The organism is Amycolatopsis sp. MtRt-6 (assembly GCF_017308975.1).
Lineage (GTDB): Bacteria > Actinomycetota > Actinomycetes > Mycobacteriales > Pseudonocardiaceae > Amycolatopsis.
On the sequence record NZ_JADWPD010000016.1, the window covers coordinates 143,657 to 159,657 of the forward strand.

Here is a 16,001-nt window from a genome sequence, read left to right on the forward strand (position 1 = left end):
GTACGAACCCGCTGCTACCCGGCGGGGCGGCCGGAGGTGATGCGCGGGCAGGTCACGCGCGCACCCGGCGGTCCCGCCGCAGCGAGTACAACGCAATCCCCAGGCCGCCCACGGTGAGGAGCGCCGCGACGAGGTAGATCGGCCGGGGGCCGCCCGTGTCGATCACGCGGCCGCCCAGCCAGCCGGCGAACGCCGCCGCCAGCTGGTAGCCCGATGCGTTGACCGCCACCGCCAGTGTCGGTGCCGCGCCCGCCGCCGTGATCACCCTCGTCTGCATGCCCGGCACGATCGCGAAGGCCAGCGCGCCCAGCAGCACCGTCGACACCACCGTCACGACCGGGTGACCGCCGCCGGCCCAGGCCAGGGCGAGGACCCCGGCCAGCGTGGCGAGCAGCCCGGCCAGCGACGGCAGCAGCGCCCGGTCCGCCAGGCGCCCGCCGACCGCGTTGCCGAGCACCGCGCCGGCGCCGTAGCCGAGGAGCAGCACCGGCACGGCGCCGGCGGGGAAGCCGCCGACCTCGGTCAGCAGCGGGGCGAGGTAGGTGAACACCGTGAGGACGCCGACGTTGCCCGCCGCGGTCAGGGCGATCGCCAGCTGCACCCGGCGGTCGGCGAAGACGCGCAGCTCGCCGATCACCGGGCCGGTCGTCTCCGACGGGCGGTCCGGGACGAACCGCAGCACCGCGGGCAGCGCCAGCGCGGCGGCGCCCGCGACCGCCCAGAACGTCGCCCGCCAACCCAGGTGCTGCCCGACGAACGTGCCCAGCGGCGCGCCCAGCACGATCCCCAGGTTCAGTCCCAGCGCCACCTTCGCCACGGCGGAGGCCTGCTTCCCCGGCCGGGCCTCCGCCGCCGCGGTCGCGATCGCGACGGCGAAGAACGTGGCCACCACCAGGCCGGCGAGCACCCGCGAAACCAACAACAGCGGGTAGCCCGGCGCGACCGCGGACGCCGCGTTGGCCAGCACGGCCACCGTGATCAGCCCGATGATCAGCGGTTTCCGCGACAGCCGGGCGGTCAGCAGCGTGATGACCGGGCCGCCGGCGATCATGCCGATCGCGTACGCGGTCGTCAGCAAGCCTGCCGCCGAAAGCGGGATCGCCAGGCCGCCGGCGACGTCCGGGAGGATGCCCGACACCACGAACTCGCCGGTCGTGAGGCTGAACACCACGAGCATGAGGGAAAAGACGGCCACGCGAGCTCCCCAGATGGTTCGAGTTAGAATGATTCGAGCTAGAACTATCACAGTTCGAACCATGGGGTCTAGGATTCGCGGTATGCCGAGCGAGGAGATCGATCGCGACGTCTGCAAGCTGGTCCACGGGCTCGCGCGCACCCTCGACGGCCACGTCCGCCGGGTCGCGGACACGATGGGCCTCACCCCGAGCCAGGTGGTGGCGCTGCGCGAGCTGTCGGAACCGATCACCGCGCGCGAGCTGGCCACGCGCATGGCGTGCGAGGCCTCCAACGCGACGTTCGTGCTCGACCGCCTCGAGGAACGCGGGCTGCTCGGCCGGCATCCGCACCCGACGGACCGGCGGGCCAAGCAGATCGTCCTCACCGCCGAAGGGAACCGCCGGCGTGCCGAAGCCTTGAAGCGCTTGGGCGACAGCTCACCGCTCGGTTCGCTGCGCGCCGATCAGCAGGAGGCACTGCGTGACCTGTTGCGCGCCCTGGCCGCCGACGGCTAGAGCCTGTATCGAAGTCGTGTCGAGCTGGTGTGCTCGTGGGTGTGGGCCCGTAGCCGTGGGGCTGCGGGCCTGTCCCGTGTTCAGGCTGTGAATGGGAGTGGTTCGTGGAGGTTGTTGCGCCGGGGTTTGCGGCGTCGGTCGATGAATACTGGTGGGAGGAATTCGGGGAGGCCGTCGGTGGCGATGCGGACTTCCCAGCCGGAGCGGTGCAGGAGCCGGTGGTGGTGGGCGCACATCAGGACCAGGTTGTGCAGGTCGGTGGGGCCGCCGTCTGCCCAGTGCCGGATGTGGTGACCTTGACAGTGCCGGGGTGGCCGATGACAGCCCGGGAACGCACAGCCCCGATCCCGGAGGAACAATGCCCGGCGTAGCCCTGCGGAGATCAACCGGCGGAGGCGGCCGAGGTTCAGCGGTTCGCTTTGTCGCCCAGTACCGCGGGGATGATCATGGCGTCGCAGGCATGCACCCGGGCTTCGGCCGCGGTCATCGTGCCGGTGTCGCCGAGGGTGGCCTTGCCGACACCGGACTTCAGGTCTTCCAATGACACGGCGACCATGACGTGGGCTCGTTCCCCGGCCTGCATCGGCAACTCCGGAGAATTCAGGGCGAGATCGACGGCGTCGGAGAAGGCATCCCCGTAGCGCTGCGGGGTGGTGCGGAAGTCGGGCCCCTCGTCGCCGGTGCGACGTTCGGCCAAAGCGTCGAGCAATGCGTGGGCGCGGGTGCCGGTTTCGTCGTCGAACCGGCCGCTGAGTTCCCAGACCCCGGTTCTTTTGCGACGGAGGAACAGTTCCCGGGTCGGGGCGGCGGGTTCGGTGTCGTCGGGGGCGGGGCCGTCGGGGACCAGGTGGGCGAGGATGCGGGCGCCGAGGGCGGCGACCTGCTTGTGCCCGGCCTCCTCAGCGAAAGCCAGCAGGTTGGCCTCGGCGCTCACGCAATGCTCGGGCGGAACCTGAGCCAGCACCGAGGTGATCACATCGATCATCGGGTTACTCAACCGACCCGCCCGAGCAGCAACACCGGTCGCGGGCGCCAAGGCAGGAATGGGACTGCCGTCGAGATTCCGGCCGGGATTGAGCAGACGGGCGCGTTTGATCAACCGTTCCGTAGCCGGCTTCGGCTCATCGGCGAGGTGCTCCATAAGCCGGGCGGCGGAGCGGTAGCCGAACAGCTCCATCACACCCCGCTGCTCGATTTCCACCAGCACCGCACCAAGTTCGGCCTCAGCGGACCGCATCGACGCGACCAGCTCACCGATGCGGTCGGCAAGAGCCACCGCCTCGGAGGAGAGAGCCGCGTCGTTGGTCATGTCTCCAAGCTACCGGCGATCGAACACAGGGTCATCACTCGATGCGGTGGGAACAAAAGGTAAAGCCGCTGCCCGCACCCCAGAACACCGAAAACCACGGCAGGGCAACCGAAGCGTGGGGAATCGGCGCTGCCAACCCACGACGCGACGCAACCCCTGGAGCGCCGATTTCCCACGCCACGGCGAAGCCGTGCCTGAAACCCAGCCACTCCGACGGGAAACACCGGAGCCACTGGCCGCCAACAGCTAAGCCCGCCGACGCCGGACATAGTGGGCGATCAGCAAGGCGATCGCCCCGATCGCGATCCCGCCGGCGACCATCCGCACCGGCAAACCCAGGCCCATCAAGGGGCCTCCCGCGTTGACGACGGAACTGACCACCAGGACCAGCCACAGCAGAACCGGGCTCGAGGAACGCGTCGAAACGTTGTCGTTGTTCATGCCCGGAACGCTAGACATCCGCCACGGCGGCGGGAATGCCGTCCGCACCCGGATGCGGGGTGGTGCCTGCGCTACCCCGCGTCCCGGCCGAGGTAGGCCAGCACCGCCAGCACCCGGCGGTGCCCGGCGCCTTCGTCGGACGGCAGCCCGAGCTTCGCGAAGATGTTCCGGATGTGCTTGAGCACCGCGCCGTCGCTGACGACCAGCAGTTCCGCGATCGTGCTGTTGTTGTAGCCCTCCGCCATCAGCCCCAGCACCTCGCGCTCCCGGGCGGTCAACGCCGCCAGGGGATCCACCGCGCGGCGGCGGGCCATCAGCTGCCCGATCACCTCGGGGTCCATCGCCGTGCCGCCCTGCGCGACCCGCCGGAGCGCGTCCAGGAACCGCTCGACCTTGCCGACGCGCTCCTTGAGCAGGTAACCCACGCCGCCGACGCCGTCGGCCAGCAGCTCGACCGCGTAGCTCGTCTCCACGTGCGCCGAGAGCACCAGCACCGGCAGCGCCGGGTGGATCTCGCGGGCGCGGACGGCCGCGCGCAGGCCCTCGTCGCGGTGGGTCGGCGGCATCCGCACGTCCATCACCACCGCGTCCGGCCGGTCGCCCTCGACGAACGCCAGGAAGTCCTCGGCGTTGTCGACCGCCGCCGCCACCTCGATGCCCGCCGTCTTCAGCAACAGGGCGAGGCCTTCGCGCAGCAACGCGTCGTCCTCGGCGATCACGACCCGCATGGCAGCTCCACTCGCAGCACGGTCGGCCCACCGGGTGGGCTGGTCAGGGTGAGGGTTCCGTCGAAGGCTTCGGCGCGGCGGCGGATGCCCGCCAGCCCGCTGCCGCCGGACTCGGTGGCACCGCCGCGGCCGTCGTCGCGGATTTCCAGGCACAGCACCGAGTCCGTGCCCCCGACGACGATGTCCACATGGGACGCGTCGGCGTGCTTGGTGACGTTGGCCAGCGCCTCGGCGACGACGAAGTACGCGGCGGCCTCGACCGCCGCCGGGCGGCCGGTCTCGCTCTCGACGTCGACCGCGACCGGCACCGGGCTGCGCTCGGCGAGCGCGCGCACCGCCCCGGCCAGGCCGCGTTCGCTCAGCAGCGGCGGGTGGATGCTGCGGACGACCGTGCGCAGCTCGGCCAGCGCGTCGGTCGCGGTGTCCTGGGCCTTGACCAGCAGGTCGCGCGCGGTGGCGGGGTCGCGGTCGTACAGCTGGCCGGCGATCCCCAGCTGCAGCACGACGGCCGCGATCCGCGCCTGCGTGCCGTCGTGCAGGTCACGCTCGATGCGGCGCAGCTCGGCCCCGTGCGCCTCCAGGGCCGCCGCCCGGGTCGCCGTCAGCTCGGCGACCCGGTCCGCCAGCACGACACCCGGGGCAGGGGAGAGCAGCCGCCGCGCGAGCCGCGCCTTCCAGCGGGCGACGCGCGGCAGCAGCAGGGACACCGCGGCCATCGCGACCCCGGTGAGCACGCTCAGCGCGGCCATCGGCCACGAGTCCACGACCAGGCCGAAGTTGCCTTCGATGCCGCCGGGGACCGTCGGCCAGACGAAGGCGAAGACGACCTGCTGCAGCGCCCCCAGCGGCAGGCCGAACGCCAGCGCGCCGAGGAGCGACCCGGTCGCGGCGTGGAGCGCGAGCCACGCGAGGTCGCGGCGGGTCGCCGGGTCCTTCAGCGGGGAGCCGGCGCGGTAGGGCTCGGGGATCGGTTCGCCGAGGTGCCGCGCGGCCTGGCGGCGGTCGACCCCGACCGGCCGGCGCGCCAGCCGGATCGCCGGCGCGATAGCCGGGATCCCGACGCCGAACGGGCACAGCAGCAGCACGGCGAACAGCCCGGTGAGGGCGAGCATCGACAGCAGCGACGTGCCGGCGCCGATCACGAGGTAACGCACCGCCGACCAGCACTCGCGCAAGCGGGTCGTCACGACGGCAGTGTCTCACCCCACCACCCGGGTAGTGCTGGCGCTACCCCGGATCCACCTCCCCACGGGATCGAAGGGACGGCCTCGCCGCCCTAGTTTTCCTGGGGAGAGAACGAAGGGGATCGCGATGACGACAACGTACGCGGTGGAACTGGCCGGGGTGCGCAAGGTGTACGGCGCCGGTGACGGCGCGGTCACCGCGCTGGACGGGGTGTCGGCCGGGGTGGCGCGGGGGACGTTCACCGCCGTGATGGGCCCGTCCGGGTCGGGCAAGAGCACCTTCCTGCACTGCGCGGCCGGCCTCGACCGGCCGACGTCGGGGCGGGTGCTGCTCGGCGGCACCGAGATCGGCAGGCTGAAGGAACGCGAGCTGACGGAGCTGCGGCGCACCCGGATCGGGTTCGTCTTCCAGGCCTACAACCTGCTGCCGTCGCTGAACGTGCTGCAGAACATCACGCTGCCGCTGCGGCTGGCCGGCCGGAAGCCGGACCCGCAGTGGCTGCGGCAGGTCGTCGACGGCGTGGGGATCGCGAACCGGCTGGAACACCGCCCGGCGGAGCTGTCCGGCGGGCAGCAGCAGCGCGTCGCCATCGCGCGGGCGCTCGTCACCCGGCCCGAGGTGGTGCTGGCCGACGAGCCGACCGGCGCCCTCGACACCCGCACCGGGCGGCAGGTGCTGGACCTGCTCCGCGCGATCGTCGAGCAGATGGGCCAGACCGTCCTGATGGTCACCCACGACCCGGTCGCGGCGTCGGCCGCGCACGGCGTGCTCTTCCTGGCCGACGGCAAGCTGGCCGGGCACCTCCCGCACCCCACCCCCGAGCGGGTGGCGGAGCGGATGACGCACCTCGGGGAGTGGTGAACGTGCTGACACTGGCCTGGCAGACGATCCGCGGCAGGCTCGGCGGGTTCGCCGGCGCGTTCATCGCGATCCTGTGCGGCACCGCGCTGGTGGCCGCCTGCGGTGTCCTCATGGAGTCCGGCCTGCGCGCCGGCGTCCCCACCCAGCGGTACGCCGCCGCGGCCGTCGTCGTCGGCGGGGAGCGGACCGTGCGCCCACCCGGCGCCGACGCCCTCTCCGCCGAGCCGGTCGGCGAGCAGCCGTCGGTCCCGGCGGAGCTGGCCGGGCGGATCGCCACCGTGCCCGGCGTGCGCGCGGCGGTGGCGGAACTGAGCTTCCCGGCGCAGGTCGTCACCCGCGACGGGCAGCTGCTCGCCGGCCGGGAGTCGCTGGGGCACAACTGGGACGCGGCGGTGCTGGCGCCGTTCACCCTGCGCGGTGGCGCGGCACCCGCGACCGGCGGCGAGGTCGTGCTGGACGCCGAGCTGGCGCGCCAGGCCGGCGTCGGCATCGGCGGGCAGGTGCGGATCACGACCCGGTCCGGACCGGTGCCGTTCACGGTGAGCGGCGTCGTCGACGGCACCGCGCGCCAGGCGGCATTGTTCTTCACCCCGGAACGGGCGGCGGAACTGGCCGGACGGCCCGGCCGCGCCCACGCGATCGGCGTCCTCGCCGACCCCGGAGCCGCGCCCGAAACCCTCGCCGAGCGGGTGCGCGGCGTCGTCGGCGGCGCCGAGGTGGCCACCGGCGTCGAGCGCAGCAGCATCGAGTTCCTCGACGTCGGCCAGACCCGGACGCTGCTGCTGGCGATCGCCGGCTCGTTCGGCGGGTTCGCGCTGCTCGTCGCGGTGTTCGTGGTGGCGAGCACGCTGGCCCTGACCGTCAACCAGCGTCGCCGGGAGTTCGCCCTGCTGCGCGCGGTCGCGGCGACCCCGCGGCAGATCCGCAAGCTCATCGGCACCGAGACGACGCTGATCGCGCTCGTCGCCGGGGTGCTCGGCAGCGTGCTGGGCCTGGCGGTCGCGGGTGGGCTGCGGGACGCCTTCGCCGCGATCGGCGTCGTCCCGGCCGACTTCGAGCTGGCCTTCAGCCCGCTCCCGCCGGCGGCGGCGGTCCTGCTCGGCCTGGGCGCGGCCCGGCTGGCGGCCTGGGCGGCGGCGCGGCGGCCGTCGTCGATCCGGCCGGTCGAGGCGCTGGGCGAGGCCGCGGTCGAACGCCGCGAGCTCGGCCGGGGCCGCCTGCTCACCGGCTGGGGCCTGATGGTGGCCGGCCTCGGCGGCGCCCTCGTCCCGCTGTTCCTGCGCGGGGACATCGCCGCCGCGATCTCGACGATGTCGACCCTTGTCGTCGTCATCGGGCTGGCCGTGGTCGGCCCGCAGGTCACCGGCCTGGTCGTGCGGTTCCTGGTGCCGGTGCTCGCGCGGCTCTGGCGGATCAGCGGCTACCTCGCGGGGGCGAACGCCCACGCCAACGCCCGGCGCGTCGCGGCCGCGGTGACGCCGCTGATGCTCGCGGTGGCGTTCGCGCTCGCCACGTTCTACGGGCCGACGGCGATGACGGCGGCGACCCGGCAGGAGACCGTGCGGTCGACGACCGCCGACTACGTCCTGTCCGCACCGGGCGGGCTGTCGCCGGAGGTCGCCGCGGCGGCCGGCCGGGTGCCGGGCGTCGCGGCGGCGACCCCGGTGGTCCGCACGTCCGTCATCACCGCGACGCCGGTGGGCGACAGCGTCGACGTCCAGCGGACGCCCGCGCAGGGCGTGGCGGGCGACCAGGCGGGGGCGGCCCTCGAACTGGGCGTCGACGCCGGGCGGCTCACCGACCTGACCGGCGACACCGTGGCGCTGAGCCGCGCGGAAGCGGACTGGCTGGACAAGAAGCTCGGCGACGACGTGGAGTTCTGGTTCGGCGACGGCGTCCCGGCGAAGCTGCGGCTGGTCGCCACCTACACGCACGACCTGGCCTTCGGCGACTTCGTGCTGCCGGTCGCGCTGGCCCGTGAGCACATCGGCGGCCGGCTGGACGACTCGGTGCTGGTCCGGCGGCAGCCCGGCGCCGACGCCGGCGCGGTGGCTTCGGCGCTGAGCGCGTTGCCGTATCCCGGTCTGGTGGTGGCCCCGGCGGCCGCCGCCCTCGCCCCGGAAGGCGGCGACCGGCAGGCGCAGTTCTACCTGAACCTCGTCGCGGCCGGCGTCATCGTCGGGTACCTCGCGATTTCGGTGGCCAACACGCTGGTCCTGACGACCGCGCAGCGCGGCCGCGAGTTCGCGCTGCTGCGGCTGGTCGGCACGTCCCGCCGCCAGGTGACCCGCATGATGCGGCTCGAAGCCCTGGCCACGGTGGGGATCGCCGTCGTGCTGGGCACGCTGGTGGCGCTGGTTCCGTTGGCGCTGCTGAACTTCGGGCTGCGGGGCAACCCGGTCCCGGCGGGGTCGCCCACTGTCTACTGGGGAATCATCGCCGGCGCGGTCGTGCTCGGGATGGTGGCGATCGGGGTGGCGACGTCGGTGGCGCTGCGGGCGCGTCCGATCGACGCGATCGGTGTGCGCGAGTAGGGGGTGCGGGTCGACAGTGGTAGTCGCGCGCCCACTGGTCGGACGCGCCCTGCGTCCAGTGGTCGGCGCGACCGTCGCCGCTGCCGGTATCATGTGAACCCCCTGGTGTGCGCGGGAAAACAGTGCGGCGCCGGCGGCGGCGCCTTCCAGGATAGGCAGTTCCCCTGAATTCTCAGGGGGTGCCGGAAGGGCCGCACCGCAGGAGTATCGAAACTTTCCGAAAGTGATTGCCCGACCAGCGGCGTTGCTCGCATGCTTTTGCCATCCTGGCTCGCCTGCCAGCCTCGACGAGGAGGAAGCATGCACACCAAGAACCGTGGCCGTTTCAGGGTCTTCGCCACCGGGGCGGCCCTTGCGCTGGCCGCCACGCTCGTACCCGGTGTCGCCCGTGCCGACACGGTCATCACCACCAACCAGACCGGGAACAACAACGGGTACTACTACTCGTTCTGGAGCGCGGGTGGCGGCTCGGTCTCCATGACGCTGGGCTCCGGCGGCAACTACCGCACCAACTGGAGCAACGTCAACAACTTCGTCGCCGGCAAGGGCTGGAGCAACGGCAGCCGGCGGACGGTAAATTACTCGGGCAGCTTCAACCCCTCCGGCAACAGCTACCTGACGCTCTACGGCTGGACGGCCAACCCGCTCGTCGAGTACTACATCGTCGACAACTGGGGCAGCTGGCGGCCGACCGGGACGTACAAGGGCAGCGTGACCAGCGACGGCGGCACCTACGACATCTACCAGACGACCCGCTACAACGCGCCGTCCGTCGAGGGCACCAAGACGTTCAACCAGTACTGGAGCGTGCGCCAGCAGCGGCGGACCGGCGGCAGCATCACCACCGGCAACCACTTCGACGCGTGGGGCCGCGCCGGTATGCGGCTGGGCAGCTTCAACTACTACATGATCATGGCAACCGAGGGCTACCAGAGCAGCGGCAACTCCAACATCTCGGTGGGCTGACCGTGCGTGCGTGGAGCACCGTGCCGGTCGCGGCGGCCCTCGCCGTGGCCGGCACCATCGCCGTCGCACCGGCCCAGGCGGCCGCGTGCACCGGGTACGTCGGCCTGACCTTCGACGACGGGCCGTCGAACAGCAGCACCCCGGCCCTGCTGACCGCGCTGCGGCAGAACGGGCTGCGGGCCACGATGTTCAACGTCGGCCAGAACGCGGCCGCGTACCCGGCGCAGGTCCGCGCCCAGGTGAGCGCGGGCATGTGGGTCGCCAACCACAGCTACACGCACCCGCACCTGACCCAGCTGAGCCAGGGCCAGGTGGATTCGGAGATTTCCCGGACCCAGCAGGCGATCGCGGCGGCGGGCGGCGGCACGCCCCGGCTGTTCCGCCCGCCGTACGGGGAAACGAACGCGACGGTCCAGTCGGTGGCGTCCCGCTACGGTCTCCGCCAGGTCATCTGGGACGTCGATTCGGGAGACTGGAACAACGCGAGCGTCGACGCGATCGTCGCGGCCGGCGCCCGGCTCTCGAACGGCCAGGTGATCCTGATGCACGACTGGCCGGCCAACACCCGTGCCGCCATCCCCCGCATCGCGCAGACGCTCGCGAGCCGCGGGCTCTGCGCGGGGATGATCTCACCGCAGACGGGGCGGGCGGTCGCCCCGGCCTGAGGTGTGCGGTGGCGCGGCGGATGCACCCCGCCGCGCCACCATCCTCCACAATGGACTCGCGGTGGGCCGGTCACTCGGCGACGCGCGTCCGGCCGCACCAGGCGAACACCGGCACCCGGTCGCCGCTGCCGGTCGTGGTGTATCCGCCGTCGTGGGAGAAGTGCTCGTAGCCGGCGCCGAAGCTCACCTTCGCGACTTCGCCGATGCTGCCGACCGTCCATTCGCGATGCCGTTCGATCAGCTCGGCCGGACCACCGGAAAGCGTCACCTTGATCTGCGTCATGATTCCTGCTCCGTGGGTTCGTGGGCGGAATGTGGCGTTCGTCTCTTGACGGTGCCCGAGTCCCGATTGACGTGTCAAGATTTCGGGCTCCTATCCGGAATTGCCAAGAAATAGGGGTTGCGCCGCGGCGTAAGGCAAGGGGTCGGTTAACTCGGACATTTCACCGGCCCGGCGATGCCTGGTCGGTTCCCGTTCCCCCGGCGTTCATTTCCGGCGCCCGCCCGTGTTACTTGCGGTGCCTAAGTTTCTCCGCGTGGACGCACCCTTGGCCGTGAGAGCCCGCGGGATCACCAAGTGCTTCGGCGACGTCGTCGCGCTCGACGGCGTCGACTTCGACGTGGCGCCGGGCCGGATCCACGGCCTGGCCGGACCCAACGGAGCGGGCAAGACGACGCTGCTCGGTCTGCTGCTTGGCCTGGCGGTCGCCGACGAAGGCCGGCTGGAGGTCCTCGGCACGCCGGTCGGCCGGGCACTCGCCGCGCCCGCCGGCGTCGCCGGGTTCGTGGACGGGCCCGGCCTGTACCCCGCGCTGACGGCCCGGCAGAACCTGACGGCCCTGGCCCGGCTCGGCGGCCACCCCGTCGGCGACGTCCTCGAGGAGGTGGGTCTCGCCGACGTCGCCGACGACCGCGTGCGCGGGTTTTCCCTGGGCATGCGCCAGCGTCTCGGCCTCGCGGCGGCGTTGCTCACCTCGCCGCGGCTGCTGGTGCTCGACGAGCCGGCCAACGGCCTGGACCCGGCGGGCAAGAAGCACGTCCACGGAGTCCTCGGCCGCTTGGCGGCGAACGGCACGGCGGTGGTGCTGTCGAGCCACCGCATGGACGACCTCGAGGCGCTGTGCGCGGAGGTGACGATCCTGGCGACGGGCCGCGTGGTGTTCACGGGCCCACCGGCCAAGCTGTCCGCGGAGAGCGGCGAACTCGCCTACCGCCTGCGGACCTCGGACCCGGCCATCGCCGGCCGGGTGATCGAGGAGACGCGCGGGATCCGCCTCGTGGCGGCACCGCGGGAGGCGGAGGGGGTGGTGGTGCGAGCCCTGGTTCCCGCGCTCGACGAGCTGGTGCTGCGGCTGGCGAGGGACGGTGTCGCGGTGCGCGAACTGGTACCGGTGGTGTCCCCGCTGGAGGCGGCGTTTCTCGCGCTGACCGAGCAGGGGAGCGCCCGATGACCGCCACCGTCCGGCCCGTTCCCCTCTCGCGTGTCTACCGCTTCGAGCTCGTCAAGCTCTTCGCCACCTGGCGCATCCGGCTGCTCGTCCTCGCCTGCTGGCTGGCCCCCGCCGTCTTCGTCGGCGCCGTGAGCGAACAAAGCTCCCTCCCCGTCGACACCCTCTTCGGCCGGTGGATGAACGTCACCGGGTGGGCCGGTCCGCTCGTCATGCTCGGCTTCGCCGGCACCTACGCGCTTCCGCTCCTCACCTCCCTCGTCGCCGGGGACGTCTTCGCCGCCGAGGACCGGCTCGGTACCTGGCGGCACCTGCTCGTCGCCGTCCGCTCCGCGCGCCGGCTCTTCGTCGCGAAAGCCCTCGCGAGCCTCACCGTCCTGCTCGTGCTCGTCGCCGGGCTGGCCGTCTCCGGTACCGCCGGTGGCCTGCTCACCGTCGGGAACCGGGCCCTCGTCGGGTTCGACGGGCACCTGCTGGCACCCGGCGACGCCGCCACGAACGTGCTCCTCGCCTGGGTGAGCGTGCTCGCCCCGACCCTGGCCCTCGCCGCGCTCGGGCTGCTCGGGTCCGTCCTCTGGGGACGGTCGCCGACGGGCCTGCTCCTGCCCGCCGTCGCCGCCCTCGCGATGGCGCTCGCCCAGCTGCTGCCGCTGCCCGTCGCCGTCCGGCTCGCCCTGCCCAGCTACGCCTTCATCGCGTGGAACGGCCTCTTCACCGACCCCGCGCAGCTCGGCCCGCTGCTCATCGCCGACGGCGTCAGCCTGGCCTGGGCCGTCGCCGCGACGACGCTCGCGTACCTGCTGTTCGTCCGCCGCGACTTCACCACCGCCGGCCACGACGGCTCGGGACGCCGGGTGCTCGCCCTGTTCCCCATCGGAGCGCTCTTCGCCGCCACCGCCGGGATTCTCGCCGCCGCGACCCCGGCCGCCGGGATCACCCAGGACAAGGTGCAGCAGTCGGTCGCCACCGCGTTCGCGCACCTCTACCGCCTGCAGGCCGCCCAGCTGCACCGCCCCGACGTCCCCGAAGCGCAGCTGGCCGCCACGGCCGCGTGCACCAAGGGCGACGGCCTCGCCGAGACCGAAGGGCCCGGCAACGACTGGCGCTGCGTCGTCTCCTGGCACCTGCCCGGCGTCGCGGCCACCGGGTCGGCGATCTACCAGCTGGACGTCACCGCGGACGGTCACTACGTCGCCGACGGCGACGGGCCGAAGGAAGTCAACGGCTACTTCCCGGTGCGGACGCCCGACGGCGACCAGCCCAACCCGCTCTGGCAGTTCGACGCAGGAGTCGAGTTGCTCGCCACCACGAAGGGATGACGGATGCAGGTAACCCGCCACAGACGACGCACCGGTAAGCCCCGGCCGCGGCACCGGTTCCGGTTCGCGACGGCCGGCTCCCTCACGTTCGTGCTCGTCGTCACCGGTGCCGGCGTCGGTGCCGCCTCGACGCGGCAGTTCGGCGACGACCAGGTCGGCCAGGTCACCGAGGACGGTCAGGTGGTGGCCGCCGACCAGTACCTCGACCCGATCGGCGACCGGCTCGTCGTGAACAGCGGCAAGATCATGGCGTCCGCCCTCAGCCCGGACGGCAGCCACCTCGCCGCGCTGACCACCGACGGCGGCATCGCGCTCACCGTCGTCGACCTCGAGCACTGGCAGGTGCAGCAGCTCGTCGGCAACTCCGCGACGGCGGACCTGCGCATCCCCGGCAACGACGTCGGCCAGGAAGGCCCGTCGTACTCGCCGGACGGCAGGACGCTGTGGCTGGCCCAGACCGACGGCTACACGCGGTTCACGGTCAACCCGGACGGCACGGTCGCGGCTCCCGCCGCGGTCAGGATCCCGGCGGACGGCGCGAAGCACGGGCTGGTGGCCCAGGCGGTGTTCTCACCCGACGGGTCCACTGTGTACTCCGCGGTCAACGGCCAGAACCGGGTCGTCGCCCTCGACGCGGCGACCGGCGCGATCAAGCAGAGCTGGGCCGTCGGCAACGCCCCGCGCGACCTCGTCCGCGTCGGCAGCAAGCTGTACGTCAGCAACGAAGGCGGGCGGCCGGCGCGGCCCGGCGAGCCGACACTGAACTCCTACAACACCCAGGTGCCGGCCAGCGGGTTCACCGGCGCCACCACCAGCGGCACGGTCAGCGTCGTCGACCTGGCGCACCCGGCCGCCACACCGAAGAGCATCGACGTCGGCCTGCACCCGACCGCGCTGTCCTTCAGCAGGGGCGCGCTGTTCGTCACCAACACCGCGAGCGACACCGTCTCGGTCATCGACACCGGCCGCGACCAGGTCGTCCAGACCATCGCGACCCAGCCGTGGCCGGAGGCGGCGGTCGGTTACGAGCCCGACGGCGTCACCCTCACCGGCGACGGCCACCTGCTCGTGACGCTCGGGCGCGCCAACGCCGTCGCCGTCTACCGCTACCAGGGGCCGCAGGAGCCGGTGAGCTACGTCGGCCTGCTGCCGACGGACTACTTCCCGACGTCGATCACCACGGCCGGCCCGGACGTGCTGGTCGCCAACACCCGCGGCGTCGACGCCCGCCGCCCGGCCACCGCGGCCGGGCACGGCACCCACGACACGACGGCGAGCCTGCAGAAGTTCCGGCTGCCCGCCGACAACGCGATCCGCGGGTACACCGCCAAGGTCTTCCGGCAGAACGGCTGGACACCCGGCTCGGTCCAGGTGGCCCGCGACAACGGCCACCGCACCCCGGTGCCGGTGCCGGCGCGGCTCGGCGACCCGTCGCCGATCAAGCACGTCTTCCTGCTGGTCAAGGAGAACCGCACCTACGACCAGATCCTCGGCGACGACCCGCGCGGCAACGGCGAGGAGTCGGTGACGCAGTTCGGCGAGAACGTCACGCCGAACCAGCACGCGCTGGCCCGGCAGTTCGGGCTGTACGACAACACCTACGACATCGGCACGAACTCCGCCGAGGGCCACAACTGGCTCATGCAGGCCGACAACCCCGAGTACACCGAGTCGTCGGCGGGGGAGTACCTGCGCAGCTACGACACCGAGGACGACGCGCTCGGCCACCAGACCTCGGGGTTCCTCTGGACCGGCGCGCTCGCGGCCGGGCAGTCGGTGCGGGACTTCGGCGAGTTCCAGCAGTTCCTCACCAAGCCGGCCGGGGCGACCTGGCAGAACCTCTACTGCGACGCGAAGAACATGGCCGCGACCGGGGAGCCGAGCGCCTACCCGCTCGTGTCGTCCTCGCCGATCCCGTCGCTCAACGACGTCTCGGTGCCGGGCTACCCGAAGTTCGACACGGCCGTGCCGGACGTCTACCGCTACCAGATCTGGAAGGACGACTTCGAGCGGCACGGCCCGGCGAACCTGAACATGCTCTGGCTGTCCAGCGACCACACCGGCGGCCCGCCGAACGCGGCCGCCCAGGTCGCCGACAACGACCTCGCGGTCGGCCGGGTCGTCGACACGATCTCGCACAGCCCCTACTGGAAGGACTCGGCGATCTTCGTCGTCGAGGACGACTCCCAGGCCGGCCTCGACCACGTCGACGGCCACCGGGCGCCGGTGCAGATCATCAGCCCGTACGCCCGGCGCGGCGTCGTCGACAGCCACTACTACTCGCAGATCACGATGATCCGCACGATCGAGCAGATCCTCGGGATCCACCCGATGAACCAGAAGGACAGCGCGGCGACGCCGATGAGCGCGGCCTTCACGCCGAAACCGGACTTCACGCCGTTCCCGGCGGTGCCGAACCGGACGGCACTGACGGCGGGCCTGGCGACCCAGCCGTCCTGCGGTGCGGACACCCCGGCACCCCCGGACCCGGCCGCGGCTCCGGTGCCCTCGCCGGCGGTGCCCGGGGACAAGCGGCAGCTGGCGGCGCAGTGGCAGGAGTGGGCTGCGCACCAGCGGCTGACCGGCCCCGACGCCGTCGCCGACTACGCCGACCCCGCGCAGATGAACCACTTCACGTGGTACCAGACGCACGGGTGGCAGCTGCCCTACCCGGGGGAGCGCCAGGTGTACGCCCCGGAGCAGGTGCCGGGCGCGTTCCTCCCGTCCGCGGAATCGGACGGCTGACCGGCGACCGGGAGGTCCTCGCCAGGGACCCCCGGTTTCCGGCGTCGCGGGCGCATTGTCCGATTTGTTGATCAGTCACCCGCGGTAACCCGCTTGGCGAGGTACTTCT

The 16,001-nt window shown here is 72.5% G+C and carries 13 protein-coding genes and 1 pseudogene; 8 read left to right on the plus strand and 6 right to left on the minus strand.

Annotated elements, in window-relative coordinates; genetic code table 11:
* Nucleotides 1-52: 52 nt before the first annotated feature.
* Entirely contained in the window at nt 53-1,195 is a 1,143-nt protein-coding gene (locus I4Q55_RS26155) for an MFS transporter (RefSeq protein ID WP_307793305.1), read from the minus strand.
* 82 nt (nt 1,196-1,277) lie between these two features.
* On the opposite strand from I4Q55_RS26155, the gene I4Q55_RS26160 reads away from it, so the two are divergent.
* Nucleotides 1,278-1,691, plus strand: coding sequence for a MarR family winged helix-turn-helix transcriptional regulator (locus I4Q55_RS26160; protein WP_206791263.1), 414 nt, complete (start codon nt 1,278-1,280; stop codon nt 1,689-1,691).
* 80 nt (nt 1,692-1,771) lie between these two features.
* On the opposite strand, the pseudogene I4Q55_RS26165 reads toward I4Q55_RS26160, so the two are convergent.
* From I4Q55_RS26165 to I4Q55_RS26180, 4 genes and pseudogenes are all read right to left on the minus strand, one after another.
* A pseudogene (locus I4Q55_RS26165) lies at nt 1,772-3,000 on the minus strand (DUF222 domain-containing protein).
* Nucleotides 3,001-3,246: 246 nt separating this feature from the next.
* The gene (locus I4Q55_RS26170) at nt 3,247-3,441 is read right to left on the minus strand and encodes a hypothetical protein (protein ID WP_206791264.1); all 195 of its coding nucleotides are present in this window, start codon (nt 3,439-3,441) and stop codon (nt 3,247-3,249) included.
* A gap of 71 nt (nt 3,442-3,512) precedes the next feature.
* A complete protein-coding gene (locus I4Q55_RS26175; RefSeq protein WP_206791265.1) occupies nt 3,513-4,169 on the minus strand; it encodes a response regulator transcription factor in 657 nt (218 codons plus the stop codon).
* Nucleotides 4,157-5,356 carry a sensor histidine kinase gene (locus I4Q55_RS26180; RefSeq protein ID WP_206791266.1) on the minus strand — a complete coding sequence of 400 codons (1,200 nt, stop codon included), beginning with the start codon at nt 5,354-5,356 and terminating at the stop codon, nt 4,157-4,159. The genes I4Q55_RS26175 and I4Q55_RS26180 overlap by 13 nt, the downstream gene beginning before the upstream one ends.
* A gap of 124 nt (nt 5,357-5,480) precedes the next feature.
* Here I4Q55_RS26180 and I4Q55_RS26185 point away from each other — a divergent pair, with 124 nt between their 5' ends.
* The 4 genes from I4Q55_RS26185 to I4Q55_RS26200 all read left to right on the plus strand — a co-directional run bounded on the left by I4Q55_RS26185 (nt 5,481) and on the right by I4Q55_RS26200 (nt 10,380).
* Nucleotides 5,481-6,215 carry an ABC transporter ATP-binding protein gene (locus tag I4Q55_RS26185; protein ID WP_206791267.1) on the plus strand — a complete coding sequence of 245 codons (735 nt, stop codon included), beginning with the start codon at nt 5,481-5,483 and terminating at the stop codon, nt 6,213-6,215.
* Nucleotides 6,209-8,749 carry an FtsX-like permease family protein gene (locus I4Q55_RS26190; protein ID WP_206791268.1) on the plus strand — a complete coding sequence of 847 codons (2,541 nt, stop codon included), beginning with the start codon at nt 6,209-6,211 and terminating at the stop codon, nt 8,747-8,749. The genes I4Q55_RS26185 and I4Q55_RS26190 overlap by 7 nt, the downstream gene beginning before the upstream one ends.
* Before the next feature lie 300 nt (nt 8,750-9,049).
* Nucleotides 9,050-9,715: a glycoside hydrolase family 11 protein gene (locus tag I4Q55_RS26195; protein WP_206791269.1), complete on the plus strand. Its 666-nt coding sequence runs from the start codon at nt 9,050-9,052 to the stop codon at nt 9,713-9,715.
* 2 nt (nt 9,716-9,717) lie between these two features.
* Nucleotides 9,718-10,380: a polysaccharide deacetylase family protein gene (locus I4Q55_RS26200; protein ID WP_206791270.1), complete on the plus strand. Its 663-nt coding sequence runs from the start codon at nt 9,718-9,720 to the stop codon at nt 10,378-10,380.
* Between the two features lie 70 nt (nt 10,381-10,450).
* Here I4Q55_RS26200 and I4Q55_RS26205 read toward each other — a convergent pair whose 3' ends face one another.
* Nucleotides 10,451-10,663 (minus strand): DUF5988 family protein, encoded by a 213-nt coding sequence (locus tag I4Q55_RS26205; RefSeq protein WP_206791271.1) that lies wholly within the window; start codon nt 10,661-10,663, stop codon nt 10,451-10,453.
* A 271-nt stretch (nt 10,664-10,934) separates the two neighbouring features.
* On the opposite strand from I4Q55_RS26205, the gene I4Q55_RS26210 reads away from it, so the two are divergent.
* From I4Q55_RS26210 to I4Q55_RS26220, 3 genes are read left to right on the plus strand one after another with little or no spacing between them, the layout of a single operon-like run.
* Nucleotides 10,935-11,831 carry an ABC transporter ATP-binding protein gene (locus tag I4Q55_RS26210; RefSeq protein WP_206791361.1) on the plus strand — a complete coding sequence of 299 codons (897 nt, stop codon included), beginning with the start codon at nt 10,935-10,937 and terminating at the stop codon, nt 11,829-11,831.
* Nucleotides 11,828-13,147 carry an ABC transporter permease gene (locus tag I4Q55_RS26215; RefSeq protein WP_206791272.1) on the plus strand — a complete coding sequence of 440 codons (1,320 nt, stop codon included), beginning with the start codon at nt 11,828-11,830 and terminating at the stop codon, nt 13,145-13,147. The genes I4Q55_RS26210 and I4Q55_RS26215 overlap by 4 nt, the downstream gene beginning before the upstream one ends.
* 3 nt (nt 13,148-13,150) lie before the next feature.
* The gene (locus I4Q55_RS26220; RefSeq protein WP_206791273.1) at nt 13,151-15,892 is read left to right on the plus strand and encodes an alkaline phosphatase family protein; all 2,742 of its coding nucleotides are present in this window, start codon (nt 13,151-13,153) and stop codon (nt 15,890-15,892) included.
* Nucleotides 15,893-16,001: the final 109 nt, after the last annotated feature.

Excerpts from the sequence above, each read along its gene's own strand:
- I4Q55_RS26160 (WP_206791263.1), top strand. The coding sequence starts at position 1,278 with ATGCCGAGCGAGGAGATCGATCGCGACGTCTGCAAGCTGGTCCACGGG.
- I4Q55_RS26220 (WP_206791273.1), top strand. The coding sequence starts at position 13,151 with ATGCAGGTAACCCGCCACAGACGACGCACCGGTAAGCCCCGGCCGCGG.
- I4Q55_RS26205 (WP_206791271.1), bottom strand. The coding sequence starts at position 10,663 with ATGACGCAGATCAAGGTGACGCTTTCCGGTGGTCCGGCCGAGCTGATC.
- I4Q55_RS26215 (WP_206791272.1), top strand. The coding sequence starts at position 11,828 with ATGACCGCCACCGTCCGGCCCGTTCCCCTCTCGCGTGTCTACCGCTTC.
- I4Q55_RS26195 (WP_206791269.1), top strand. The coding sequence starts at position 9,050 with ATGCACACCAAGAACCGTGGCCGTTTCAGGGTCTTCGCCACCGGGGCG.
- I4Q55_RS26185 (WP_206791267.1), top strand. The coding sequence starts at position 5,481 with ATGACGACAACGTACGCGGTGGAACTGGCCGGGGTGCGCAAGGTGTAC.
- I4Q55_RS26175 (WP_206791265.1), bottom strand. The coding sequence starts at position 4,169 with ATGCGGGTCGTGATCGCCGAGGACGACGCGTTGCTGCGCGAAGGCCTC.
- I4Q55_RS26170 (WP_206791264.1), bottom strand. The coding sequence starts at position 3,441 with ATGAACAACGACAACGTTTCGACGCGTTCCTCGAGCCCGGTTCTGCTG.